The sequence below is a fragment of the Litoreibacter sp. genome (assembly GCF_058136045.1).
Genome location: NZ_JBYVDD010000017.1, coordinates 1 through 24,760 on the forward strand (window position 1 = coordinate 1; position 24,760 = coordinate 24,760).

At 52.4% G+C, this 24,760-nt stretch carries 24 protein-coding genes and 1 pseudogene; 13 read left to right on the plus strand and 12 right to left on the minus strand.

The features are described 5' to 3' along the window. Positions 1–70: 70 nt before the first annotated feature. Both AC3Y7R_RS16530 and AC3Y7R_RS16535 read right to left on the minus strand, forming a co-directional pair. Positions 71–730 (minus strand): ABC transporter ATP-binding protein, encoded by a 660-nt coding sequence (locus tag AC3Y7R_RS16530; RefSeq protein ID WP_490043174.1) that lies wholly within the window; start codon positions 728–730, stop codon positions 71–73. Positions 731–735: 5 nt separating this feature from the next. Then, positions 736–1,890: a KpsE/RkpR family capsule polysaccharide export protein gene (locus AC3Y7R_RS16535; protein ID WP_490043175.1), complete on the minus strand. Its 1,155-nt coding sequence runs from the start codon at positions 1,888–1,890 to the stop codon at positions 736–738. A 598-nt stretch (positions 1,891–2,488) separates the two neighbouring features. Here AC3Y7R_RS16535 and AC3Y7R_RS16540 point away from each other — a divergent pair. The 3 genes from AC3Y7R_RS16540 to AC3Y7R_RS16550 all read left to right on the plus strand — a co-directional run bounded on the left by AC3Y7R_RS16540 (position 2,489) and on the right by AC3Y7R_RS16550 (position 6,740). Beyond that, a complete protein-coding gene (locus AC3Y7R_RS16540) occupies positions 2,489–3,280 on the plus strand; it encodes an ABC transporter permease (RefSeq protein ID WP_490043176.1) in 792 nt (263 codons plus the stop codon). 388 nt (positions 3,281–3,668) lie between these two features. Then, positions 3,669–5,732 (plus strand): glycoside hydrolase family 99-like domain-containing protein, encoded by a 2,064-nt coding sequence (locus tag AC3Y7R_RS16545; protein ID WP_490043177.1) that lies wholly within the window; start codon positions 3,669–3,671, stop codon positions 5,730–5,732. A 48-nt stretch (positions 5,733–5,780) separates the two neighbouring features. Beyond that, positions 5,781–6,740, plus strand: a complete 960-nt coding sequence (locus AC3Y7R_RS16550; RefSeq protein WP_490043178.1) for a hypothetical protein — start codon at positions 5,781–5,783, stop codon at positions 6,738–6,740. Positions 6,741–7,047: 307 nt separating this feature from the next. On the opposite strand, the gene pnp is transcribed toward AC3Y7R_RS16550, so the two are convergent. The 4 genes from pnp to rpsO all read right to left on the minus strand — a co-directional run bounded on the left by pnp (position 7,048) and on the right by rpsO (position 11,003). Continuing rightward, positions 7,048–9,180: a polyribonucleotide nucleotidyltransferase gene (gene pnp, locus AC3Y7R_RS16555; RefSeq protein WP_490043179.1), complete on the minus strand. Its 2,133-nt coding sequence runs from the start codon at positions 9,178–9,180 to the stop codon at positions 7,048–7,050. Positions 9,181–9,396: 216 nt separating this feature from the next. Beyond that, positions 9,397–9,708 (minus strand): hypothetical protein, encoded by a 312-nt coding sequence (locus AC3Y7R_RS16560; RefSeq protein ID WP_490043180.1) that lies wholly within the window; start codon positions 9,706–9,708, stop codon positions 9,397–9,399. 154 nt (positions 9,709–9,862) lie between these two features. Beyond that, the gene (locus AC3Y7R_RS16565) at positions 9,863–10,579 is read right to left on the minus strand and encodes a sterol desaturase family protein (protein ID WP_490043181.1); all 717 of its coding nucleotides are present in this window, start codon (positions 10,577–10,579) and stop codon (positions 9,863–9,865) included. 154 nt (positions 10,580–10,733) lie between these two features. Next, positions 10,734–11,003: a 30S ribosomal protein S15 gene (gene rpsO / locus AC3Y7R_RS16570; RefSeq protein ID WP_121023891.1), complete on the minus strand. Its 270-nt coding sequence runs from the start codon at positions 11,001–11,003 to the stop codon at positions 10,734–10,736. 374 nt (positions 11,004–11,377) lie between these two features. Between rpsO and AC3Y7R_RS16575 the strand changes: the two genes are divergently transcribed. Together AC3Y7R_RS16575 and AC3Y7R_RS16580 are read left to right on the plus strand one after the other, a co-directional pair. Then, positions 11,378–12,565: a calcium-binding protein gene (locus tag AC3Y7R_RS16575; RefSeq protein ID WP_490043182.1), complete on the plus strand. Its 1,188-nt coding sequence runs from the start codon at positions 11,378–11,380 to the stop codon at positions 12,563–12,565. A 228-nt stretch (positions 12,566–12,793) separates the two neighbouring features. Then, the gene (locus AC3Y7R_RS16580; RefSeq protein WP_490043183.1) at positions 12,794–14,281 is read left to right on the plus strand and encodes a calcium-binding protein; all 1,488 of its coding nucleotides are present in this window, start codon (positions 12,794–12,796) and stop codon (positions 14,279–14,281) included. Here the strand turns inward: AC3Y7R_RS16580 and AC3Y7R_RS16585 are convergent. The 5 genes from AC3Y7R_RS16585 to rbfA all read right to left on the minus strand — a co-directional run bounded on the left by AC3Y7R_RS16585 (position 14,278) and on the right by rbfA (position 17,592). After that, the gene (locus AC3Y7R_RS16585) at positions 14,278–14,784 is read right to left on the minus strand and encodes a DUF1643 domain-containing protein (protein ID WP_490043184.1); all 507 of its coding nucleotides are present in this window, start codon (positions 14,782–14,784) and stop codon (positions 14,278–14,280) included. The genes AC3Y7R_RS16580 and AC3Y7R_RS16585 overlap by 4 nt on opposite strands. A 32-nt stretch (positions 14,785–14,816) precedes the next feature. Next, positions 14,817–15,284: a hypothetical protein gene (locus AC3Y7R_RS16590; RefSeq protein ID WP_490043185.1), complete on the minus strand. Its 468-nt coding sequence runs from the start codon at positions 15,282–15,284 to the stop codon at positions 14,817–14,819. Positions 15,285–15,440: 156 nt separating this feature from the next. After that, positions 15,441–16,355 (minus strand): tRNA pseudouridine(55) synthase TruB, encoded by a 915-nt coding sequence (gene truB, locus AC3Y7R_RS16595; RefSeq protein WP_490043186.1) that lies wholly within the window; start codon positions 16,353–16,355, stop codon positions 15,441–15,443. 90 nt (positions 16,356–16,445) lie between these two features. Beyond that, the gene (locus AC3Y7R_RS16600; RefSeq protein ID WP_490043187.1) at positions 16,446–17,180 is read right to left on the minus strand and encodes a phosphodiester glycosidase family protein; all 735 of its coding nucleotides are present in this window, start codon (positions 17,178–17,180) and stop codon (positions 16,446–16,448) included. Continuing rightward, positions 17,164–17,592, minus strand: a complete 429-nt coding sequence (gene rbfA / locus AC3Y7R_RS16605) for a 30S ribosome-binding factor RbfA (protein ID WP_490043188.1) — start codon at positions 17,590–17,592, stop codon at positions 17,164–17,166. Before rbfA ends, AC3Y7R_RS16600 begins: the two co-directional genes overlap by 17 nt. 79 nt (positions 17,593–17,671) lie before the next feature. Between rbfA and dapB the strand changes: the two genes are divergently transcribed. The 3 genes and pseudogenes from dapB to AC3Y7R_RS16620 form a co-directional block, all read left to right on the plus strand. Beyond that, complete coding sequence (dapB, locus tag AC3Y7R_RS16610) at positions 17,672–18,472, plus strand: 4-hydroxy-tetrahydrodipicolinate reductase (RefSeq protein WP_490043189.1); 801 nt, start codon at positions 17,672–17,674, stop codon at positions 18,470–18,472. 60 nt (positions 18,473–18,532) lie between these two features. Further along, complete coding sequence (locus tag AC3Y7R_RS16615) at positions 18,533–18,988, plus strand: hypothetical protein (protein WP_490043190.1); 456 nt, start codon at positions 18,533–18,535, stop codon at positions 18,986–18,988. A 35-nt stretch (positions 18,989–19,023) separates the two neighbouring features. Beyond that, positions 19,024–19,285, plus strand: a pseudogene (locus tag AC3Y7R_RS16620) (DDE-type integrase/transposase/recombinase); the annotation flags it as partial. A 248-nt stretch (positions 19,286–19,533) separates the two neighbouring features. On the opposite strand, the gene AC3Y7R_RS16625 reads toward AC3Y7R_RS16620, so the two are convergent. Continuing rightward, complete coding sequence (locus tag AC3Y7R_RS16625) at positions 19,534–20,541, minus strand: LysR family transcriptional regulator (protein WP_490043191.1); 1,008 nt, start codon at positions 20,539–20,541, stop codon at positions 19,534–19,536. Between the two features lie 69 nt (positions 20,542–20,610). On the opposite strand from AC3Y7R_RS16625, the gene AC3Y7R_RS16630 reads away from it, so the two are divergent. From AC3Y7R_RS16630 to AC3Y7R_RS16650, 5 genes are read left to right on the plus strand one after another with little or no spacing between them, the layout of a single operon-like run. Then, the gene (locus AC3Y7R_RS16630) at positions 20,611–21,771 is read left to right on the plus strand and encodes an acyl-CoA dehydrogenase family protein (protein WP_490043192.1); all 1,161 of its coding nucleotides are present in this window, start codon (positions 20,611–20,613) and stop codon (positions 21,769–21,771) included. Next, positions 21,771–22,865 (plus strand): CaiB/BaiF CoA transferase family protein, encoded by a 1,095-nt coding sequence (locus AC3Y7R_RS16635; RefSeq protein WP_490043193.1) that lies wholly within the window; start codon positions 21,771–21,773, stop codon positions 22,863–22,865. Before AC3Y7R_RS16630 ends, AC3Y7R_RS16635 begins: the two co-directional genes overlap by 1 nt. Before the next feature lie 2 nt (positions 22,866–22,867). Continuing rightward, the gene (locus AC3Y7R_RS16640) at positions 22,868–23,704 is read left to right on the plus strand and encodes an HTD2 family dehydratase (protein ID WP_490043194.1); all 837 of its coding nucleotides are present in this window, start codon (positions 22,868–22,870) and stop codon (positions 23,702–23,704) included. Then, the gene (locus AC3Y7R_RS16645; RefSeq protein WP_490043195.1) at positions 23,698–24,492 is read left to right on the plus strand and encodes an HpcH/HpaI aldolase/citrate lyase family protein; all 795 of its coding nucleotides are present in this window, start codon (positions 23,698–23,700) and stop codon (positions 24,490–24,492) included. Before AC3Y7R_RS16640 ends, AC3Y7R_RS16645 begins: the two co-directional genes overlap by 7 nt. After that, positions 24,492–24,698: a hypothetical protein gene (locus AC3Y7R_RS16650; protein ID WP_490043196.1), complete on the plus strand. Its 207-nt coding sequence runs from the start codon at positions 24,492–24,494 to the stop codon at positions 24,696–24,698. Before AC3Y7R_RS16645 ends, AC3Y7R_RS16650 begins: the two co-directional genes overlap by 1 nt. The last annotated feature ends 62 nt before the right edge of the window (positions 24,699–24,760 follow it).

Here is a 24,760-nt window from a genome sequence, read left to right on the forward strand (position 1 = left end):
GTTTTCAATATTGTGTAGGAAAATCAACAGCTAACGATATTGATCGGTAACTTTACGCGGGTGAGATAACTTACTTTCCAGTAAGCATACTTTCGTAGTGCTCAATCGCTCGCTCTACGCGTTCGTAGTAAAATATGCGCCCGTTTTCGAGCACTGCCCCTGAGGTGCAAATCGCTTTCATGAGTTCCATTGAGTGGCTAACAACAATGGCACCAGCAGTTTCCATGCGTTTCTTGAATACCGCCTGACTTTTAGCGCGGAAAGAGGCGTCTCCGACGCTGGTGACTTCGTCTACCAGATAGGTGTCGAATGGGATGCCCATGGACACCCCAAAGGCAAGGCGGGACCTCATACCGGACGAATAGGTGCGGAAGGGTAGGTGATAGTGGTGCCCTAAACCTGCAAATTTTCGCGCAAATTCCACCAATTCATCTGAGTCGATGCCGTAGATGCGGGCAACAAAGCGAGCGTTCTGTGCTCCGCTTAAATCGGGGTGAAAACTACCAGCAAACCCAACGGGATATGATACGCGACCATGGCGAATGATCTCACCGCGATCTGGCTGGATGGTCCCAGCAATCATACCCAGCATTGTTGATTTGCCCGCCCCGTTCCTGCCCAAGAGCGCGACAGATTCGCCAGAAGGAAAAACATGGCTGATGTTGTTAGCAACCAAGGTAGTCTTCCGGCGACCATGATAAGATTTGGTTACGCCACGCAGTTCAATCATTGTTTCTAACCACGATCACGGATGCTGTAGTAGACCAGTGAAAGAATAGCCCAAGACAGGAACGCAAAAATGGTGACGAGAAGCAGCAGCATGGGGCGCTCTGGAAACTGCGATTTCTCAGCGATTGTAGGCTTAAGGTAAGCCGCGAGATAGCGACTTTTTCGCTGAGCCTCGGCGACGGAGCCATCATAGTTAGCTAGGGCTGACAAGTAGGCCTGCTGCGCGAATTCCAGATCTACATTCAATCTTTCGAATTCACCGATAATCGTGACGTAGTCGTCTATCCCCTCGACGTTATTGGTGCTGAATTTCTGGCGTTCCTCAAGAATACGGTCCTCAATTACTTTGATCCGCTTTTCAGCTTGGACAATCCGTGGGTCGTTGCTGCGCGTCGTTTCCCTAAGCAAGTCAAGGTCGATCAACGCAGTCGCGAATTGCTGCTGTAGGTTGTTTAAGATGCCCATTTGTCCCTGCAGGTCAGCCTTTGGGTCGACGATTTGGGTGCGCGCTCTAAACTCTAGAATGGATTGGCGCGCTTTCTTAAGGCGGTTAACCGCAAGATCAAGATCCTCTTTGGCGTATCGTGTGGTATCTTCTCGGGCAATGGCGCTTAGATCGTTGATCATGTCGGAGCTGTCGTTGAAGATCATTCCGGCTATCTCGAAGGCATCTTCTGGCGAAAAGGCGAGAACTCGGAGTTCGATAAGACCCGTTCCGCTGTCATAGTAGATCTTTACCATCTGCGCCCAATATTCCGTCAAATCCTCGATGGTTCCACCAGGCTTCATGGAAAAGAGAAAATCTTCGTCATAATGGTGCGAGTACATGGCGCGCAGATCAAGTTTCTTATCGATTTCTGCAACCAATTGTTGGCTTTGAATGAACTCATATAGGATGTCGGAGTCCGAAGAGCTACTGCTCGAAAGGTTGGAAATTCCACCAAGAATATCTACGGCAGAGCTGGCTTCTTCGGTGCGAACCGTAAACGCGACTGATGAGGCATACTGATCCTTTGCCATCGTAAAGAGATAGAACGCTGAGGAAAGGACTGGAATAAAGAAGATTAAAATCAAGCTGGTGAAAAGCCATACGTGGCGGGTCTTAGCGCGGGCCAAGTCGACTGCCTTATATGGCAAGGTTTTTTTGGGGGCGGTTGACATTCTATAGGGTACTCCATCGGCTGGCGGCGTTTACCACCTTCATATGTATATCGACTTGAGCTGCCTTCGCGCAACGAAGTATATGATTTCGATCAGCGGAGTTTCAAGGCTTGGATAGCGAACGTACGCTTCGGCTGGCTTTGTTCTAGCGCGCCAAAGGCCTCAGAAGACCATCCAGCACCTCTGGGACAATGACGTCACATCGATTGTTGGCTGCATTGTGCATCACTTTGAGAGGGCTGGCGTGGCCAAACTCGGGATTGTCCGAATATGGGCATCGGCGGCATAACACCCGCCTAGGAACTAAAGGCGGTCGCTTAAGTTCTACAGTTGCATCCCGTTAAAAATGGGGGGATGCATCACTGCATTTCCGTAAAATCCGTTTGTTCATTTCAGTCCCATAGTTCGTCTTCTTTGATTACCAAAGGAGCGACACCAAACCGCGATAGGCCCACTTTCTGGGTCATCTCAGACTTTAGGTATTTTAGTAGGCTAGGCTTTGGTGAAATAACCGCGCGTGATACAGGTCTGGCGTCTACCATCGGTCTGCGTATACTGATCGCGCAAGGAGAGGTGAATTGGCAACAGTGAGCATTGTATGACTGGCCGAACAGGTTCGTATCGTCCGCGATTCCAAACAGGGAGAGCGACGGTAGCGCTGATGTTGCGTGAAATGTCTTCTACATATGGTCGCTCGCCCGGGGGCTATACTTGGGCCATACTCGAACCTGTGGCGGCAATTGTAGTCCTGTCGGCTGTCTTTTCTTATGCATTCCGAGCCCCAGGGCTGGGGACAAATTTTCCACTCTATTATGCGACGGCCTATTTGCCCTTCATGATGTACAGCGACATCTCGTTGAAAACTTCGCAGTCGATAATATTTTCGCGACAGTTGCTCTCCTATCCGAGCGTGACCATTATAGATGCGCTGTTAGCGCGGTTTTTATTGGCCACGATTACCCACATCATGGTGTTCTACATCGTAATTTTTGGTATATATCAAATTTATGACCTGAGATTGATTATAGACTTTCCCGTAGTTTTTGTGACGTTACTTACCACTGCACTTTTTGGGTTTGCAGTAGGTGTAGTTAACTGCTTTTTGTTCATGAGGTTTGTTGTACTTCGAACAGTCTGGTCCATCTTGATGCGACCGGTGTTCATCATTTCAGGTGTATTATTTCTGTATGAAGACGTGCCAAGAGAGCTGCGCGACTATCTTTGGTGGAACCCAATCTTTCATTTGACTGGGATGATGCGTAGTGGATTTTACGCAACCTATGACGCGAGCTATACATCGCTGATATACTTATACCTCTTGACAGGTATTCTTGTAGCCTTGGGATTGCTGCTGCTTAAGCGCTATTCTCGCGATTTATTGGAGCGCTAGCTTCTTACCGAGATGGTCTCGGAGCCGAGTGACTGTGTGCAAGCGACTCTTCCCATTAGATAACCCTGTGAGCGGTAACGCCCATAGGGCTGGGAATGTTACTTTTTAAGGCGCGGCTGCGCGGCTCGGATGCTATATGCGTGATTTCCTGCATCTTGAAGAGCAACAAGTTGAGCCTCGTAAGATCAGATGATATTAGTCATCCTCCAGAGTATTGACGGTAGTTTATAAGATGAAAAACCAAACCTTTGCCAAAGTCCTGAGTTTTCTGAGATTCTTGGTGCCGTGGCCACTGATGGATTACTACGCATTGAGAGTTTGGAGGAGTGGGCAGTTCGATAAGAGATTTTACAGCGGTGTGAACCGTGCGCTAAATCCCATTTATCGTATGTTCCCGATTCGTCACTACGTTCGCTTTGGTGAGGATCTTGGTTGGCAGCCGAACCCAGACTTTTCACCAGAGGCTTACAAGCGCCTCAACCCCGATTTAGACAAGCCGAGCCTACGCCCATTGCTCCACTTTATCCGATTTGGGCGCAAAGAGGGGCGCTTGTTTAAGGATAACTCGGCAGGCCTATGTGCGGATGACATCTCGATCATTGACTTGAGAAGTTTGGGGACTATGAAGCCTGAAACTCCACAAAAATTTGCGGTTTACGGACACATTTTCTACCATGACCTATGGGATGAATTCGCCGCTAAGCTGACAGAGATCGACATATCGTTCGACCTCGTTTTAACTGTTGCTAGATTTGGTGACGAAACTGATGACCTCCGCGCCCAAATTTTAGAGCAGTTCCCGTTTGCCAAAGTCATTTTCATCCCGAACCACGGGCGTGATATTTTTCCGTTTGTCCATATGGTAAACTCGGGTTTGCTGTCCGGCTATGCGGCCGTTTGTAAGATTCACACCAAGAAATCCCCGCATCGTAAAGATGGTGATGTGTGGCGGAATTCGCTCGTTTCTGGTTTGCTTTTGGGTGATCAGACATCAAAGCATTTGGATCGCTTTTTATTGGACCCGATGGCAAGTTTGTGGGTGGCCGATGGCCAACATTACAACGACCCGAACTGGTGGGGCAGTAATTACAACGCCGCAGATGACATCCTACGGCGCGTGGAGATGGTAGCCGATAAGGACCATTTGTCCTTCCCTGCGGGCTCGATGTATTGGCTGAAACCGGAATTGATCGAGACGATTAAGGGGTTATCATTAAGCGCTTCTGACTTTGAGCAGGAATATGGTCAAGTAGATGGCACCCTAGCGCATGCGTTTGAGCGCTCATTAGGGTATCTGGCAGAATATGGTGGCCACCACATTGTTCAAACCAGTCAACTGAAACAACCCTACAATGCGCCTCCCTTCCAGCAGCCCACCTACGTTTCGGCGTTCTATTTACCCCAGTTTCACAGAGTTCCTCAGAACGACGTATGGTGGGGTAAAGGCTTTACGGAATGGACCGCGGCTGTGGCTGCGAAGCCTAACTACGAGAGGCATCAACAACCGCAGCTTCCCGGGGCTTTGGGGTTTTATGACCTACGCCAAACTGAAGTTATGGGCGAGCAGGCCCAATTGGCAAAGGAAGCTGGAATAGATGCATTTTGCACTTATTTTTATTGGTTTGATGGGCAACGAATTCTTGAAGACCCACTGGATGGGCTTCTTGACCGTCCAGAGATCGAGTTTCCATTCTATTTATGCTGGGCCAATGAGAGCTGGAGGCGCAACTGGGACGGGTTGTCTGGGGAGGTATTGCTTGATCAAAGCTATGCCGATGGTTTTGAAGAGGCTTTGGCTCGCGATGTCGCCGTGTATATGCGTGACCCTCGATATCAACGGCCGGATGGTGTGCGGCCAAGATTTGTGCTCTACCGTCCTGAGGATATGCCAGACCCCGCCGCAAGCATTGAGCGCTTGCGGGTCGCATGGCGCAATGAGGGCATCGGTGAAGTGGAGCTTGGCGCAGTCTTGTTTCACATCGAAGGCGAACAAAAATTCGACGATATGTTGTTGGATTTTTGGGTTGAAATGCCGCCACATAATTTGGTTACCCCGATGGAATACATGGTGGGCGGTCCGGCCGAGACTGATATTAACCTTCGCCCTGCGCAGGGGTTCAGTGGGCTAATCTATGATTTCATGGGTGTTATTGCGAACAGCGGGCGCCCTGAATATAAGAGTAAGTTGCCCAAAAATACATTGACGGGGGTCATGCCTTCTTGGGACAATACCGCGCGCCGCGGTTTGTTTGGCCACATTGCGTGGGGGGCAAACCCGATGTCGTTTGATACCTGGATGGCCCAAACTTGCCGAAGCCGCATTGCGACTTCATACCGTTCTGAGTTGTTTGTTAACTCTTGGAATGAGTGGGCAGAAAAGGCGATGTTGGAGCCTTCGCTGCAATACGGGGACGCTTATTTGAAGGTGCTTGCGAAATGGACCAAGTCGTAATGAAAACCCAAGCAGTGGCATGTGTAGCTAGAAGGAGCCTGTTCTAAAGTGTCAAAGATCATACTTCACATTGGCACGCATAAAACGGCCACGACAACCATCCAAAAGACCTTCGCACACAACCAGAAAGCGGCGTTTCGTGCGGGGCTGGTGTATCCAGTTCTGCCACGACAGCATCACGGCTTAGTTACTGAGTGGATAAAGTTGCCGGAATTCTACCGCTACCCTGCAGGTGCCAAAGTGCATTGGAAAAATATTGTTGAAGTTAATGCGGATTCCGACAGAACAGTGTTGATTTCTACCGAAGAGCTATCGCGCGGCACGCCAGACAATCGTGTTAATTTCACTGAGCTGCGAGAGATGATTTCTCCATTTGATGAGATCAAAGTTGTTTGTTGTTTGCGAGATCAGCAGAGCTTGATTCAGTCTGTATATTTTGAGGTTTTTCGCAAAAACAGTGCATTTGACTGGCAGAAGTTCCTGAGTTCTTGCTTCCAGAAGCGCCAAGCAACAGGCGTGTATCTGGATTTCAATGATCTCTACGACCGCCTCCTTGAGACCTTTTCCGTAGATGAAATTTCTTTTTTCCCCTTTCGCCCAAATGGTCAAGGGACGAATCCAGTGACCAATTTCTTGAACCATATTGGATATGGTGGGTTGGCAAAGAAGATGAAACACGAGGAAGCCAACCGATCAGGCGAACCATTGCTGACTTGGCTGTCAGCGTTGGTAAGTCAGCCGAACGGTTATGATCCCGAATTGGCGGAAGCTATGGTCGAGCTATTTGAGGGCCGCCGCACTACGATGTTTTCTCGGCCCGAGGCAAAGCGAGTTCGGTCTGAATTCGCGAATAGCAATATTGAGTTTTTGAGTCGCTATAGCAAGCTGAATACCAAGGACTTGGAAATGGTAGATTATGACGCCATGGGCTACGCACTCCGAGATGATATGAAGCCTGATGTTTGGCTAAAGCTAGCGCGGCTTATGCTTCGGTACAATCGGACCTGATAGCCGATCTGGTCCCTTGATAGCCCCCTATTTTAGTGGGGCGTTTCCGTAGAATCCATGCTGCATTTCTTAGCTTTCAAATGGGTGCCATTCTTCCAATGGCCATGTTGGGGCGTTGTTGTGTGTCCAGAGCCAACGTGTGGCGTGATCCTGCACATTTTCGATACTGTCAAAATGGTTCCTGCGCCCAACAACTGTGCGTCACAGCATCCTGCTCGAACTCTTCTGTAAACCGAATCCTTGGCGAATAGGCAAAAAAGCCCCGGCGTTTCCACCGGGGCCCTATTCTCAGAGAATGTAGGAGGAATTAATCCTCTTTTTTCTCTTCTTTGACTTCTTCGCCAGTTGTCTGATCGACAACTTTCATTGACAGGCGAACTTTGCCACGGTCATCAAAGCCCAGCAATTTGACCTTCACTTCTTGGCCCTCTTTGAGGACGTCGGAAGGGTGGTTCAAGCGGCGGTTTTCGATTTGGGATACGTGGACCAAGCCGTCGCGTTTGCCGAAGAAGTTCACGAAAGCGCCGAAATCGACGATTTTCACGACTGTACCGGTGTAAATGACACCTTCTTCTGGCTCGGCCACGATCGAGTGGATCATCTCGTAGGCTTTCTTGATCGAGTCAGCATTTGCCGACGCGATTTTGATGATGCCTTCGTCATTGATGTCCACTTTGGCGCCTGAAACTTCAACGATCTCGCGGATAACTTTACCGCCAGTACCGATGACTTCGCGGATTTTATCCGTTGGAACCTGCATAGTCTCGATGCGTGGTGCGTGCTCGGAGAACTCGCTTGCCGAAGACAGTGCTTTGTTCATCTCGCCAAGGATGTGCAAACGGCCAGCTTTGGCCTGATCGAGTGCTTTGGACATGATGTCCGGCGTGATGCCCGCAATCTTGATATCCATTTGCAATGAGGTGATGCCGTTCTCGGTACCAGCAACTTTGAAGTCCATGTCGCCAAGGTGATCTTCGTCACCCAAGATGTCGGACAAGATGGCGTAAGAGCCGTCATCTTCCAAGATCAGGCCCATGGCAACACCAGCAACCGGGGCTTTCAAAGGAACGCCAGCATCCATCATGGATAGCGAGCCACCGCAAACGGACGCCATAGAGGACGAGCCGTTGGATTCGGTGATCTCAGAGACCAAGCGAACTGTGTATGGGAAATCAGTTGGGGCTGGCAAAACGGCCTGAAGGGCGCGCCATGCAAGTTTACCATGGCCGATTTCACGGCGACCTGGAGGGCCAAAACGACCAACTTCACCAACCGAGTATGGAGGGAAGTTATAGTGCAGCAAGAAGTTCGACTTATACATGCCTTGCAGGCTGTCGATCATTTGCTCGTCATCGCCGGTGCCCAATGTGGTGACAACCAAACCTTGAGTTTCGCCGCGTGTGAACAGGGCGGAGCCGTGGGTCCGTGGCAGTAAGCCAACTTCAGATACGATGTCGCGGATTTCATCCAAGTTACGACCGTCGATACGCTTTTTGTTCTTCACCACATCGCCACGAAGGACAGTGGATTCGAGTTTTTTCAGCGCTGCGCCAAGGTTCTCATCCGCCAGTTGCTCGTCCGAGAGCTTGGATTTGGCGGTGTCTTTGGCTGCAGAAACAGCGGCTGTGCGCTCTTGCTTGTCGGTGATCGCATAAGCGGCACGCATGGCTTTCTCGCCGGATTTAGCAACGGCCTTGTACAGGTCAGCGTAATCAGGAGCGGTGAAGTCAAACGGCTCTTTGGCGCAATCGCCAGCGAAGTCCATGATCAGGTCGATTGCTGGCTGGATTTGCTCGTGAGCGAATGTCACAGCGCCAAGCATTTCTTCCTCGGTCAGCTCGTAGGCTTCTGATTCAACCATCATCACGGCGTCTTTAGTACCCGCAACAACAAGGTCCAAACGCTGCTCTGGGTTATAGCGCAGGTTGTGCATGTCATCGAGTTCTGGGTTCAAGATGTAATCGCCATCTTCAAAGCCCACGCGGCAAGCAGCGATCGGGCCACGGAACGGCGCGCCGGAAATGGTCAGCGCTGCGGAGGCCGCAATCATAGCTACCATGTCAGGGTCATTCACCAGATCATGGCTAAGAACAGTACAGATCACCAAAACTTCGTTCTTAAAACCAGGAACAAACAGCGGGCGGATTGGACGGTCAATCAGGCGCGATGTCAGTGTTTCTTTCTCAGTGGGGCGCGCCTCACGTTTGAAGAAACCACCCGGGATTTTACCCGCGGCGTAATATTTCTCGTTGTAGTGAACGGTCAAAGGGAAGAAGTCCTGACCAGGCTTTTGCGTTTTTGCAAAAGTCACAGCAGCCATAACGGAGGTTTCGCCATAAGTAGCGATAACGCAGCCGTCGGCCTGACGGGCGATCTTGCCCGTTTCGAGCGTTAGGGTTTCTTCGCCCCACTCGATTGATTTTTTAGTTACATTAAACATGTGTCGTTTCCTATTTGGGAGCTCTCCCGGCGTTCCGGGTCTCCCGTGTAAATAGCGGCCCCATTGCCGCCGATCCCTATCCTATATGCATGCGCCCGGGATCAAGGCGCACAGTCTCAGATAGCGCGGCTATATAGGGGTTTGAGGCGTTTGGGAAGTGGGGAGTGTTTGGAGGGGGGGGAAAGGTCTGGGGTGCGGACTTTTCTGCTGTTGAGCTCAGAGGGAAGTGGCAAAACGAAACATGAAAAGGGAAAGAAAAAGTGCGCCCCAAAGCGCCCATTGGCCTACCCTTAGCCTGTTCTTGAACCTCTTCGCCAATTCCTCATCAAGCTCGGCCTCCATCGTCGAAACGAACGCCTTAAGTGACATGTAAGCCAGCCCGATGAGGACCAACGCTGCAAACCAAGACCATGATAACTCGTCCAAAATTGAACTAGAACCGGTTCTAGGAAAGAATATCCGAGTTGCTAACTCAAAAATAGGTTCGAAAAAATCGCCTTTTGACAAGGTAATAGCCTCCTTCGCCATAAATATTTACCTATGAGGAAAAACCGTGAATTCAAGTTTTTCCGCAAAGCATCATCCTTTACGGTTCCGGGGATGAACCATGAACACATTGGGCGCTCAGCGGGCGTTTGATCCGAGGTCGTAGGGCGGGTTTTAATCCGCCGAGTGTCGGAACTTAAACCTCCCGACCTCCCGACTGCTTGGTGATGCCGTAAGCTTTGCGGGCTGTGACGAGGCGCAGGTCTTCGGGGTCCATGCCGAGGCTCATGATGGTTTCGCGGTCATAGCGCTCTTTGGCCGTTGCCTGATCAAAGCCCGTCCCGAACAGGGCGTCGATCCATCCCATGCCGAAACTGACATGGAAGGTCGCGTCGTGGTCTTGGAAGTGATGCACAAGGTGGCTGCGTGTCACGCGTTGTCCAAACCAGCCCTTTTTGACCTTCAAATGCGCTAGGGTGTGGCAATATTCATAGAACGTAAACGCCGAGATGGACCCAAGGCACAGCGCGACAGCGGTGAATGCCGCCGCCGCTGAGAGGCCAAAGAGCGGCCATAAGACCACCGTGTGAGCGATGAACGACACCAACAAAAACCGGATGGCATACCAATGATCGCCACCGGTAAAGAACTCCGCATCATTGGGGAATTCATGGTGCGAGATATGGGCGCGGTACAGCTCGTTGAAGGTGCCTTGGTCGGTCGGGGGTTCGCGGTGATACATGAAGCGATGCATCACATATTCGGTGAGAAATTGCAGCGTAACCCCATAGATCAATGCCAGCACGAACCATGGCGAGAAGGCAAGGAAAAATACAGCCAAACCCAGCAGCCATGCGGGAAACAGGCGGTGCAACGTGCCCATGTTTATCAGAACGCGGAATGTCTCGATCATGGGGGTCTCCTCGTGTGAGTTGACCAAAGTGAAGGAGATTGGCGGCAATGGGTCAATACTGACGTTGCGTTTTGGCTGTTTGGCGGGGGTGCGTATAGAAAAAGCCGCGACCCTTTGCAGGAGCGCGGCTTCTTTGACTACGAATGCAATCGTCTTAGCGACGAATGCCCAAGCGCTTGATCAGGTCTTGATAGCGTGCTTCGTCTTTGCCTTTGGTGTAGTCCAAAAGCTTGCGACGCAGAGCAACCATTTTCAAAAGACCACGACGACCATGGTTGTCTTTTTTGTGAGTTTTGAAGTGCTCGGTCAGCGTGGTGATGCGTGACGTTAGGATTGCAACTTGAACTTCGGGGGAACCAGTATCGCCCTCTTTCGTTGCGTATTCTTTCATAAGGCTCGCTTTGAGCTCTGGAGTAATCGACATCGGGGTCTCCTTTATTATGTTTAAGGGTTATGGCGCAGGCCGGGATGTCGTCCAGCAAGGCCCGTGGAGTGTCCACTCTTGAGGAGCGGATGGGCGCGTATAGGTCGTCTGTGCGTAAAAGGAAAGGCCGAATCTGAGTGTGGGTGAGGTTGGAAACGGCGTAACGTTTCATTTTCCGTAAGTAGGCGACCCAATGCTGGCCTCAGTTTTGGCACAAAGGAGCTTCACGAGGGGCGTTGTGTCGCCTTGGGAAACAGCGGCATCAAAGAGGCGAGAATTTGTTTAAAATAAGGCGGTTTTCCCTAGCCGACTCCTATTTCCTTAACATAAGGTTAAGCAGATTTTATAATTGTACCTCTTGGGGAGTGATAAATATGTTTGGAGTACTAGGTCTTGTGGCCATTGTTGGACTGCTCGGTTCGGTTTTTGATTCGGGAAGTGATGGTGGCGTAGTTGATCCGGATCCTACGGAGCCTACAGACCCAATTGGGACAAACGCTGATGATACTTTGGTCGGCACCCTTGAGGTGGATATTATGGAAGGTCACGGCGGTGATGATGTTATCTTCGGTCGTGACGGGGATGATACAATCGCTGCCGGTCGCGGTGATGACACTGTTGATGGCGGCACTGGGAATGATGACCTGCGTGGCAGCTTTGGTAATGATACGATCTCAGGTGCAGAAGGTGACGATTCAATTAACGGCGGCGACGGCGACGACACCATTAGCGGTGGCGAGGGTGATGACGCGATTAATGCTGGTGCCGGGGATGACGCTATTCTAGGCGACGCAGGGGCTGATACAATCCTTGCAGGTGCGGGTGATGATACCGTCGATGGCGGCGCTGGTGATGATCAAATCAACGGTCGTGCCGGGGATGATGTTCTGTCGGGCGGCGATGGTGATGATACTGTCGAAGGCGACGATGGTAACGACGGCATCCTCGGCGCTGCTGGCAATGATGTCCTCGCTGGCGGTAAAGGTGACGATCTGCTTGATGGCGGCGAAGGCAATGACATCGTTGGTGGCGGTATCGGTAGCGATACCCTGTCCGGTGGCCTTGGTGTTGATATATTGAGGGGCGGCCAAGACAATGATCTGGTGAATGGCTTTGATGATCCAGATTCACCGTTTGGCCCATTAGAAGCTGATCAAGGCGATACATTGTTTGGCAATGAGGGCGATGACATCTTGCTGGTCGGGTCTGCTGATACTGCAACTGGTGGTGAAGGTTCTGACACTTTCGTAACGGCAGGCTTTACCGGTGAAGGCGCTGTTGGGATTGTGACTGATTTTGACGCTGATGAAGATACAATTCAGCTGCATTATGACGGATCGACTCCTGAGGGTGGCGATGCGCCAGAAGCTCCAGTGGTCGAGCTGGTCACGAATGAAGATGGCTCTGCGACCGTTATGATGGGTGGCAATGCGGTTCTTGATATCGCCACGCCGGGCGACCTGACTGCGGACGATATCATTTTGGTTGATTCAATCGACTTTTCTACCTTAGTTCCGATTGTGGCACCTGAAGTTGAAGAAGGCGAAGCTGCCGCCGCTTAGGTCGGCAAGCAGCCACGACTCGATCTTTATTAAAAAACACCCCGAAGCAGCCGCGTACTGCTTCGGGGTTCTTCATTTCTGGGGTGTTTCTGCCTCATTCCAGCAAGATCAAAGTCATGCCGACGCCATGATTGGTTTTTATATCGGATGGAAAAGGTCAGTTGCTGATGTGTTTAGGGAATGCCTAAACGCGGGCGGGCTGTATCGCATGTGTTGAGGAGGTTAGTTATGACGCCGTTTGTTGAAATGTTATTGTTGTTTGCCACTGCCTTAGGGGCCTTTGGGATGATTTATGAAGTGCTGGATGGCACCAATGATCCCGAGGACGAAGATGAAACGGACACGAACGAAGAGCCAACTGTTGAGGGCTTGGAGTTGGGTGACCGGACAGTGATCTCGGGCGATGATGAGGATAACAGCCTCTCCGGCACAGACGATGCAGAGCGTTTTGAAGCAGGTGCAGGCGATGACACGATCACTACGGGCGCCGGTGACAATCAGGTTCTCGCGGGGGACGGCAACGATACGGTTACGGGCAGTGGCACGATCTTTGGCGAAGCGGGCAATGATACGCTGACGGCCAATGCTGATGATACGGTTCTGGTCGGTGGTGCGGGCAATGATGTCCTGAGCGCCACGGCCGATGCAACGCTTTTTGGCAGCGCGGGCGAAGATACGCTGGTCGCTCAGGGTGGTTCAACCATGACGGGTGGCGCGGATGCGGATTTGTTTGTAGCAGCCAGCGACGATGATGATGCAGGGGTGCTGACCGTGCGCGATTTTGTGGCGGGTACGGACCGCTTGGCGTTTGACCTGGCTGATGGCGAGACTGTCGCCGGGGTCGATACCGCCTCATTGGATGATGAAGAAGACGGGCTGTCTGTTTCGGTAACAATTACGCAAGCCGATGGGACAACACGCGTGGAAGTGGTGCAGTTGGATGATGTCACCGACACATCAGTCGCGGATGACTTGCAGGTGCGCGCGGCGGATGGAACGCTGTCAGATTTGAGTACATCGAATGTAATAACCGGCACCGAGGATGCGGATACACTGGCCGGTGGTATTGGTGATGATCAAATCAATGCGGGTGCAGGTAATGACGTCGTTAGTGGCGGACTTGGAGAAAATACTGTTGATCTGGGGGCTGGCGATGACAGCTATACAGGCGGCGGTAATGCCGAAACCGTGCAAGGCGGCGCTGGCAATGATACGATTACCGATGTCTTGCCGACCAGCGGTGATGTGGGCGCTGTCAATTTCGATGGCGGCGAGGGTGATGATGTGCTGACCTCTGTGCGTGCCGATGCGACCCTTTTAGGCGGCGCGGGGAATGACACATTGTCGCTGGGCGATGCCGGCGGAACTGCGAATGGCGGTGATGGGGCAGATATTATTCGCGGTGGCGCTGGTGCCGATACGCTAATGATGGATGAGGCCGATACCGTCACGGGGGGGGCTGGCGAGGATTTGTTCATTCTTACCGCTGACGGCGATGATGCAGATGCCAATGCAACAGTCATTACTGATTTTGTCGAAGATGTGGATGTTATTCGCGTGATCGTGCCTGCGTCGGATGATGTCGTCACCGTAGTGGATCAGGCTGGCACAGATGGCGCAACGGATGCGGTCATCATGGTCAATGGTGACCCGGTTGCTGTGGTCCAAGGCGCGGGTGGCCTAAGTGTCGCCGATGTGTCCGTGATTGTGGCTTAGTCCCACACTTCAGGCTGCTGGGAATAGGCAATATAAAGCGGGTGTTTAGGATGCCCGGCTTTACTAAGCCCCAGATGATAGAGCGGTTTTTCAGTAGCGCGCATCAGTGCCTCTATCTGAGGGCCGCGATTTAGATGCTCGCCATTGGTGCCCCATGCACAAATAACCATATCGGCCCAATTGCAGGCATCGATGATGGCCGCGTCATTGCCGGGCCCGATAGGGTCTGCGGCTTTGCGCATTTTGCGCGGGTCTGTGTCGCGCCATGCAAATATGTTGCACACCCGAAATGCACCAAAGCCTAAGGTGCGTGCGCGGCGCTCGCAGCGCTCGACCGTGGGGTCGTTTTGCACCTCGGTCGCGGTAGAGGGGTTGAGCATCACGAAAGCCACTTTTTGGCCGGCCTCGTCCCAGATGCGGGTCAGGGCGTAGCGGTAATGTTCACAGTCGGAATAGATAGCCGTTGAGGCGGCGTCATCTTTGAGGTGGGTGCGTGTAATCATGGGCCAGCTTGTGCCAGCCCATGAGAAGCGGTTCAAGTCTGAGCTTGATCTGCAAGCGGGGAGCGCTCGATCACGTAGACGGCGACAAGTGCGTAGATGATGTGACCCCAAAGTGCGACCCAAGTGATCCCTGTAAAGCCAAGGAAGGGTGGGTTGCCGGTGATAAGGTGGGCCACGAAGTACAGCGCAAAGACCCACAAGCCGATGCCATAGGCGGTGGCGGTGATGGCCCAATGCAGGTTGGGGATGATCTTGCGCTGAATAGGGCGTGCGACCAGCAGATAACCCAACGTATAGACGAACATGCCCGTTAAAGCGTGCAAGATGTGGCCGGACCCTTTGGGCACTGAGCCGAACAGGGTTTTAAGGGTGCCAGTAGCAAGGCCTACAGGGGCCAGCTTAGCGAACCCGAAGAAGGGGGAAAGGCCTTGGCCGAAAAGATCAAAGGCAACGCTGGCAAGCGCGCCTGCAAAAAGGATGGTCCAGATTTGGCGGGTCATGATGTGCTCCAGAATAAATGTTGGAGCTTGTTTGGTCTATCTGTGTGGTTGTGAATAGCCGCCTCACGCAAATGCGAAGGGCGCGCTAATTCGCGTTACTAAGGCGATTGTTTTTGTAACAAATAGGCTCAGTAACGCAGTCAGTGCTTGGAAATATTACAAATCGTGCAGCACAAAGACGCGTGAGGGGTGTAATTCACCAGCCTTATAGCGGCCAACGGCGACGGCTTTGCCGTTCAGCGATGCCCATGCCTCGTCGCCATATTGCACGTCTGTGGCGATAACCATGCCCGGATTGCCGTTGCGCAGTTTGGTTGCGCCGCCCTCGGTGGTGGGCAGTTCTGGCAGGTCCGCAAGGCCAACCTCTAGGGGGCCGAGGAACTCCATGATGGCATCAGTTTTAGCCAGCTCGTTGATCTCATCTAGCGTTACGCCTTGCTCAACGTCAAATGGGCCGGACCAGATGCGGCGTAATTCACGTACGTGGCCGTAACACCCCAAAACCTGCCCCAAATCGCGGGCGATGGAGCGCACGTAGCCGCCCTTGCCGCAAACCATTTCAAGTGTAACGTGATCGGTGTCGGGACGCTCAATTAGCGTGAGGCTTTCTACGAACAGTGGGCGCGGGGCGATTTCGACATCTTCGCCATCACGGGCGAGTTTGTAAGCGCGTTGGCCATCAATTTTGACAGCCGAAAATTTGGGTGGCACCTGCATGATGTCGCCGGATAGCGGCGCGAGGGCCGCAGCGATCTGTGCATCCGAGGGGCGCGTGTCGCTCTCGGCTATAACTTCGCCCTCGGTGTCATCGGTGTTGGTGGCTTGGCCCAAACGCACAGTAAAGCGGTAGGCTTTCATTGCGTCGGTAATATAGGGCACAGTTTTGGTTGCTTCACCCAAAGCCACGGCCAGAACACCCGTTGCTTCTGGATCTAAGGTGCCAGCATGACCCGCTTTCTTGGCATCAAATGCCCAACGTACCTTCGCGACAACGGCTGTCGAAGTGATACCCGCAGGTTTGTCGACGATAACCCAACCAGAAATATCGCGACCTTTTTTGCGACGACCCATGATGACGCTCCTGTGTTGAAGGGCAATTTTCGAAGATTGGGTGCTATTGCGGCGCGCGCTGGGCGTCAATCCCTTGTGTGCCTAGTATAGCTATTTTGCGGGGCGCACTTGGCCGATGATTGGTCCCATACGCGCACCATTGTCCGAGCGGTTTAGCTCGGTGGCGTGAAGGCGCGAAATGGTCCCGTCAAGGAACAGTGCATTGGGGCTATCGAGCGTATCTCGAAATAGGCTGGCAATATCGTGGAAGCGCACAAAGCTATTGGAGACGACGAAATGCGCGCGCCCATGCGTATCAACACCAACGGCGTTTCGGCGTTTCTTTGAGGTGCTGTCGGCATTGAACCTTGGGTGCAACGCCCCGTTGATGACCAGCATTGGGCCGGACTGTGTGGCAATGCGGCAGGCAGGCGGGTTGGCTTTATACTGTCGGCTTTCGATAATGCTTGCGTGTGGCCCTTCGACGCAAAATACCCCATTGGGCAGCATGCCAAAATTGCCGGGGCCTTGGCGGGTTTGGATGCCCGTCTGCTGCTTGAAGTCCGAGATGTATAGCCCGACAGCGCGGCGATCCTCGTGATACATGCCCGCATTCATTGCGAAGTTGAGGGTTTTTTCCTCGGTGGCGAGTTTGGATTCTAGGGCGCTAAATTCACCGATGACGAAGCCGTCAGTGTCTTTAAGCCAAAGGTTTAGCGTTGCAGGGTCTTCAACCGTGCAAACGGTGTAGCTGTCCCCCAAATGGGTCAGGTCGCGGCACTCGTCCGCCAATGCAGGGCCAGCCAAAAGGCAGGCCACTGCGATATGCCTAATCTTCTTCAGCATCGTCGGGGTCGACGTCAGGCTTGGCCAAATCGCGCAACACAGCCTCGGTTGAGAGTAGGCGATTGGTCTCATCCATCCGGTCATAGGTGTCATCAATCAAAAACCGCAGGTCGGGCGAATGCTTGACCTGAAGTTGCTGGGTGACGATGTGGCGCAGCTCCCACTTGTTGCGGGCAAGGGCGGCGATAGCCTCGTCTTTGCCTTTGCCACCCAAGGGCAGCACAAAGGCGGTGGCAAGTCGCAGGTCAGGGGTGACGCGCACCTCGCTGACCGTAATGGACATGCGGTTGAGGTCGGGGTCATGGACCTCGCCACGGTTCAGCACCTCCGACAAACACCGTCGGATCAGTTCGCCTACGCGAAGTTGACGTTGCGATGGGCCTGCGCCCGCGGATTTTGTTTTCTTAGCCATAAGGTGGCACTTAAGCCCCTTGCCAGCCCCTTGCAACAGGTCCTACACCGATTGGGCTATAGATATAGGGGTTTGGGCAATGACAGGTATCGTGATCACAGGCGCATCGGGGCGTATGGGCCAGATGTTGATTGAGACTATCATAGCCTCAGACCACGCGCATCTGGTCGGCGTGACCGAGCGTGACGGCCACCCTTGGGTCGGCATGGATTTGGGGCTGGCCATGGGTCGCCCCGAGATGGGCGTGCCTGTGGTGTCTGATGCCATTGAGGTGGTGAAAGACGCGCAGGCGGTGATTGATTTCACTTCACCCGCGGCCACCGTGGCGATGGCGCAACTGGTCGGACAGACGCAGGCGGTGCATGTGATCGGCACCACCGGGCTGTCGGATGATGACTTGGCGCAGTTGGCTGTGTCTGCGGGCAAGGCGACGATTGTGCGCGCGGGCAATATGAGCCTTGGGGTAAATTTGCTGGTGCAACTGACCAAAAAGGTCGCGGCTGCGCTTGATGAAGATTTCGACGTTGAGATCGTCGAGGCGCATCACCGCCATAAGGTCGATGCACCCTCAGGCACGGCATTGATGCTGGGCGAAGCCGCCGCCGAGGGGCGCGGTGTGTCGCTGGCGGATGTGAAAGACAGCGGGCGCGACGGGATCACCGGCGCACGCAAACGTGGCGATATCGGCTTTGCGGCCATCCGTGGCGGTGATGTGGTGGGCGAGCACGACGTTATTTTCGCGGCTGATGGAGAGCGCATCGTACTGCGCCACCTCGCCACAGACCGCGCAGTGTTTGCGCGCGGCGCACTAAAGGCCGCGCTGTGGGGGCAGGGCAAAGACCCCGGTGAATACGATATGCTGGATGTGCTGGGGCTTTAGGGGACCTCATTCCCAACAATTTCTCTACGAAATACGTGTAAATCAGAAAGCATTTACCGCATGAAAACTACCGTAATCGGATTCATCATTTGCTTGGTGTTGGCGGTGCCGTCTTATGGCCTTTCCTTGGTTGTGTTTTATGTGGTCAAGTTTTTTATTGATCAGGCGAGTGTGGAAAAGCTATCCGCAGCAGTGGTTTCTTCGCGGGAAAAGAAGAAGGCGGTAGTTTCAAATTACGCAAACAATGCGGCTATAAGAGCGTTCTTTCGTAAATATGGAACAACTCAAACTAAACATAAGCACACTGATGGTGTCAGCAAGGGGATGTTCTCAGGGTATGTAAACGTCAGAGGCTCCGGCGAAGTCGTCACTACTATGATCAAGAATAGCACGCCCGTTGTTATTGCGTGTTATGATCCGCCAACTGACTTCGGAAGTGACTTGCTGTCGCTGATGAAAAAGCAAGGATTTCATGACGAAGTAGTTGATATGATCGTCAAAGGCGCCGCTTCCTAAAAATCCACCGCTATCCCTTTACGTTCCCAACCCCCGAACCGCACCGGCTGTGGGTAAACCGCTTTGGTTGTCACTGCAAATTGCATCTGTAGAGATCGCCCTCGACCGAACGATAAGTGGCATTTGGACGAGGTCGTGATCACAATCCGTGGCAAGAAGCATTGACCTTGGCGTGCGATCGACGCGAATGGCTAGGCCCTTGATATTATTGTACAAACGCGCCGGAATGGCGAAGTCGCAAAGCGCTTTTGCCAAAGACTAGCTGCCCAGTTTGGCGAACCAAGGGTCGCCATGACTGCCCCCGCTGTTATCAACTCTCCGCAACTTCATACCACCACGCCCGCACGATGCGGTCAGCCTCTGGGTCAATTTGACCGCTGAAATGGCGGCATAATCTATTCTTGGCTCATGTTTCACAATCGGCTGGCAACAATTTGGCAATAGTACTGGGGCAGATCAACGTGACAACACTCTGTCGACGAGAAAGACTTACAGGCTGCGTTCCAGCACTATGCTGCGCGTGAAAGCATGGGTTGGGCGCTTTCTCAACCTATGTCGACACGCGTGTTTAGGACCGCCTGTGGGAGGCGCGCTGCGGCCCAATCACCAGTATCCAATAATTCGAGGATCACTTCTCGCAAAAGATCACAGATTGCTTCCTGAGCTCGTGTGACAGGCCGTCCTGAACGATACATAAGGTGCGCGCCTCGCCAGAGGCTTGGGTTACATATCTTACTTACGCTCAATTTTCCGGCCTCAACGTCCTCTAAAACAGCATGTGAGGGGAGGATTGAAGCGCCGTACCCAGCCGCAACAAGGCGTTTGATATTTGCATAGGAATCTATTTCAATCGCTACATTTGGTGTTATTTTATACGCGCTCAATGCCGCATTAATTTCGGTGCGCAACCCATGTGCACTACTTGGCAGCACCATAGGTACATCGCGGAGCCCACGGACGCTCATCTTAGAAGGGCAGTCGTCGCTACCCCATAATATCACAAGCTCTTCTTCGAGTAAAAGTTCCGATATTATACCCTCTTGTTGAGAGCGCTCATAAAGCACTGCCATATCAACGCGGCCTTCGGAAAGCCAATCCGCGATAAAGCCACTCATTGCTTCCGCAATGTTCAATTCAATGTGCGGGTAGCGGTTTTTGCACGCTGCTATCAACGGCAAAGCAACAATAGCGCTAATTGTTCCCGTCAACCCAATGCGCACCACGCCCATAGGATCAGCATCAAGGGTTCGAATATCGTCTTCGGTGCGGGCTAAATCATCAAGTATAGCCCGTGCCCGATTTTCCAGCAGAATTCCCGCTTCGGTTGGGGTCACACCTGTTCGACTTCGAATTAGAAGCCGGGTGCCAAGGTACTCTTCCATGTTTTTCAAATGGAGCGAAAGGGCAGGTTGCGCAATGCGCAGCTTTTCTGAGGCGCGGGTGATGGAGCCTTGTTCCACAATGGCGACGAAGTACCGGAGCTGCCTAATATCCATGATCAAAAGTTGCCCAATAGCTCCATATATATTTGTTATGAGAAGCCACATAAACATATATTTGTGAAATGGCTAGAGTTGGCGGTACCAAAGCAACAACCCTTCACAAAACACGAGAGCAATCCAATGAATTTTCTGAGTGACGACTACCAAGATATCCGTGACGGTGTTCGCGCTCTCTGTGCTCAATTTTCTGCTGAGTATCACAGAAAAGTGGACCACGATCGCAGCTACCCCGATGAATTTGTCAAAGCCCTGACAAAAGAAGGGTGGCTGTCTGCTCTCATCCCAGAAGAATACGGCGGATCCGGCCTTGGCCTGACAGAAGCCAGCGTCATCATGGAAGAAATCAACCGTGCCGGCGGAAACTCGGGTGCCTGCCACGGTCAAATGTACAATATGAACACATTGGTTCGACATGGCTCCGAAGATCAACGTCAACGCATTTTACCAAAGCTCGTGAGCGGAGAGTTACGTTTGCAGTCCATGGCGGTGACTGAACCAACCACGGGCACAGACACGACAAAAATCAAAACCACAGCCGTAAAGAAGGGCGATAAATACGTCATAAGCGGCCAAAAAGTTTGGATTAGTCGGGTACAACATTCTGACCTAATGATACTGCTGGCTCGTACCACACCTATTGCTGAGGTTAAGAAAAAAACCGAAGGCCTGTCTATCTTCTTAGTGGATGTTAAGGACGCGATGAAGAACGGAATGGTGGTCAATCCAATCCCCAACATGGTCAACCATGAAACCAATGAGTTATTCTTCGACAATCTTGAGATCCCAGCAGAAAACCTGATCGGTGAAGAAGGTATGGGCTTTAAGTATATCTTGACCGGACTGAATGCCGAACGCGCATTGATTGCCGCAGAATGTATCGGCGATGGTCACTGGTTTACGGACAAGGTGACTGCCTATGTCAATGAACGCGAAGTCTTTGGCCGCCCTATCGGGCAAAACCAAGGTGTTCAGTTCCCGATCGCAGAAGCACATATTGAGGTCGAGGCCGCCAATTTGATGCGCTACAAGGCCTGTGCGCTTTATGATGCGGGCCAGCCCTGTGGGGCGGAAGCAAATATGGCCAAGTATCTTGCTGCCAAAGCCTCGTGGGAGGCCGCAAATGCCTGTATTCAGTTTCATGGTGGTTTTGGGTTTGCCAATGAATACGATATTGAGCGGAAGTTCCGTGAAACACGGCTGTATCAGGTTGCGCCGATCTCGACCAACCTCATCCTGTCCTACATCGCCGAACATATTCTTGGTATGCCGAGGTCGTTCTGATGTTGCCGTTGCAAGGATTAAACGTCGTCGCCATTGAACAAGCTGTCGCAGCGCCATTCGCGTCATCGAAACTCGCGGATGCTGGCGCAAATGTTGTCAAGATTGAACGCCCAGAAGGCGATTTCGCGCGCGGATATGACGACGCCGCAGCGGGGCAATCCAGTTATTTTGTATGGCTGAACCGCGGGAAAAATAGTGTGACGTTGGATTTGATGTCTGAGAGGGGCAAATCCGCCCTCGCCGATTTATTGCAAAATGCAGATATTCTGATCCAGAATCTCAAACCGGGATCTCTGGCGCGGTTGGGGTTTGATCTCTCCGAACTGAAAGCCAAATACCCACAGCTGATTTCTTGCTCAATATCAGGTTATGGTGAAGATGGTCCAATGGCTGATCGCAAGGCTTATGACTTGTTGATCCAGGCCGAGTCTGGACTGTGTTCAATCACTGGCGGTCCATCGGAGCCTGCCAGAGTTGGGATTTCCATCGTTGATATCGCAACCGGAGCCACGGCCTACTCCGCTATTCTTGAAGCATTGATCCGGCGCGGGGTGACAGGGAAGGGCGCGCAGATTTCTATCTCGATGTTTGATGTGCTCGCGGATTGGTTGACTGTGCCGTTGCTAAACCACGAGAATGGGAAGTCGCCCAAACGCGCGGGCTTATCTCACCCATCTATCGCGCCATATGGCGTATTTTATCCTCGAACTGGGGCGCCAATTTTAATTGCCATCCAAAGTGATCGCGAATGGGCGGACCTTTGTGAGGGCTTTATTGGCGAACCGGATCTGGTTAATGACACGCGATTTGCGACAAATGTTACTCGCGTAGCCAATCGAGAGGCCACGGATGGCGTCGTCGCCGAAGCTTTTGCACGCTTAACTTCTGATGAGGCGATAGCACAATTGCTAAAATCCAAAATTGCGCTCGCTTCGGTGAATGACATGACGGGCTTATCCACGCACGCCCATCTACGTCGCATAACAGTAGACAGCCCTAATGGCCCAGTCAGCATGCCTGCACCCGCCGCGCGCTTTGTCGGAGAAGAACGCAGTTATGGTGCAGTGCCCGCCCTCAACCCTTTGGAGCCATGAGTATGGACACCGACATAGACCACTTGCGCAGCTGGATTGGTCGAGAAGAACAAGGCTCTGAGGTATTGACGCCAAACCTTGTGCGTCAGTTCAATGCAACATTTGATCGCAATCAAGACGTGCATACTGGACAAAAAGCACCGCTATTGATCCATTTGTGTCTTGCACAACCCGCAGCGCCAATGTCTCAACTGGGTCGAGATGGGCACCCAGAACTTGGCGGGTTTTTACCGCCGGTGCCATTGCCGCGCCGAATGTGGGCTGGTGGGCATTTTGACTTTCATGATGAAGTACATGTTGATGATACTGTCACCCGCCGCTCTGTCATCAAAGATGTAGTGTTGAAGCAGGGCCGGACCGGCCCCCTATGTTTTGTGACTGTTGAACATGAAATCACCGTAGATGGTCGTTTGATTTTAAACGAGCGACAAGACATCGTCTATCGAGATGCAACACCAACTAGTGGTCCCGTCAAAGTGCCGCCAACAGCAGTAAGGGGCGCGGACCACCGATGCATAATCCCGACACCAACGTTACTGTTTCGCTATTCTGCAATGACCTTCAATGGACACCGTATCCACTATGACCGGTCTTTTGCGACAGAAGATGAAGAGTATCCTGGGCTTGTTGTTCATGGTCCGATGCAAGCAACGATGCTTTGCCAATATGCAGCGGATCTTCATGGCGTGAGGCCCAAAAGTTTCACATTCCGCAGCCTGTCACCCATTTTCGACACTGTAGGTTTTACGTTGAACGCTGACTCTTCTGACAACGGCATGAAGCTTTGGACTTCAGCGTCAAACGGTCCGGTTGCCATGGAGGCACATGCCTCATGGTAGTCGCTTCTTGTGCGCCGATTTTTGTCCCGGCCACACGCCCAGAACGTTTTGCCAAGGCGGCCTTGTCAGGGGCAGATGCCGTAATCCTCGATCTTGAAGATGCAGTCGCCGCAGAAGATAAATTAATGGCTCGAACAGCCTTGTCGTGCAATTTCACCGATTTGCCTGTCATCGTTCGGATTAACCCCTCAGGGACCCAATGGCATGATTTGGACGTGTCTGCTGTGGTTGAGGGTATGTTTGCGGCCGTAATGCTGCCAAAAGCAGAGGATGTCGTAGATGTTGCCAAGGTCATCACGCGTTTAAACGGGGTATCGGTTATCGCGCTGATTGAAACGGCAAAAGGCCTGGCCAATGCCCGCAAGATCGCAGCGCTAGACGGGGTGGTACGGCTTGCATTCGGCTCAATAGATTATTGTGCTGATCTAGGGTGTGCTCATCAACACGACATCTTGTTATCGGCGCGGTCAGAAATCGTTCTGGCCTCACGCCTCGCAGAAATTGCGGCACCGATTGACGGCGTGACAGTACAGTTAGACGATCCTGCGTTTACGCAGATGGATGCCAAACATGCCAAGCAATTGGGAATGGCGGGCAAACTGTGTATTCACCCCAAACAAGTTGCCGATGTTCTTAATGCATTTCTTCCGACGCAGGCTGAGATTGACTGGGCCAATCGCGTATTGGCCGCAGGAGAGGGCGGTGCTGTGTCTATGGATGGACAAATGGTGGATGAGCCGGTGCGCATCCGGGCCCGCACAATCTTAAACGCAGTAGGCAAGCACTAATGGTAGTGCCTCAAATCATCCTCATTCCGGGTCTTCTTAACGATGCTGAACTGCGGCGCGATCAGATAGCGGATCTCGCCACAGTCGCTAGGCCTGTTGTGGCTGATATCACAAAAGGCAGTAGCCTTCCCGATCTTGTGGATGCCGTGCTCGACGTGGCGGAAGAAACGTTTGGCTATAGCCAAATTGTTGCCAGCCGATTGTGAAACATGAGCCAAGAATAGATTATGCCGCCATTTCAGCGGTCAAATTGACCCAGAGGCTGACC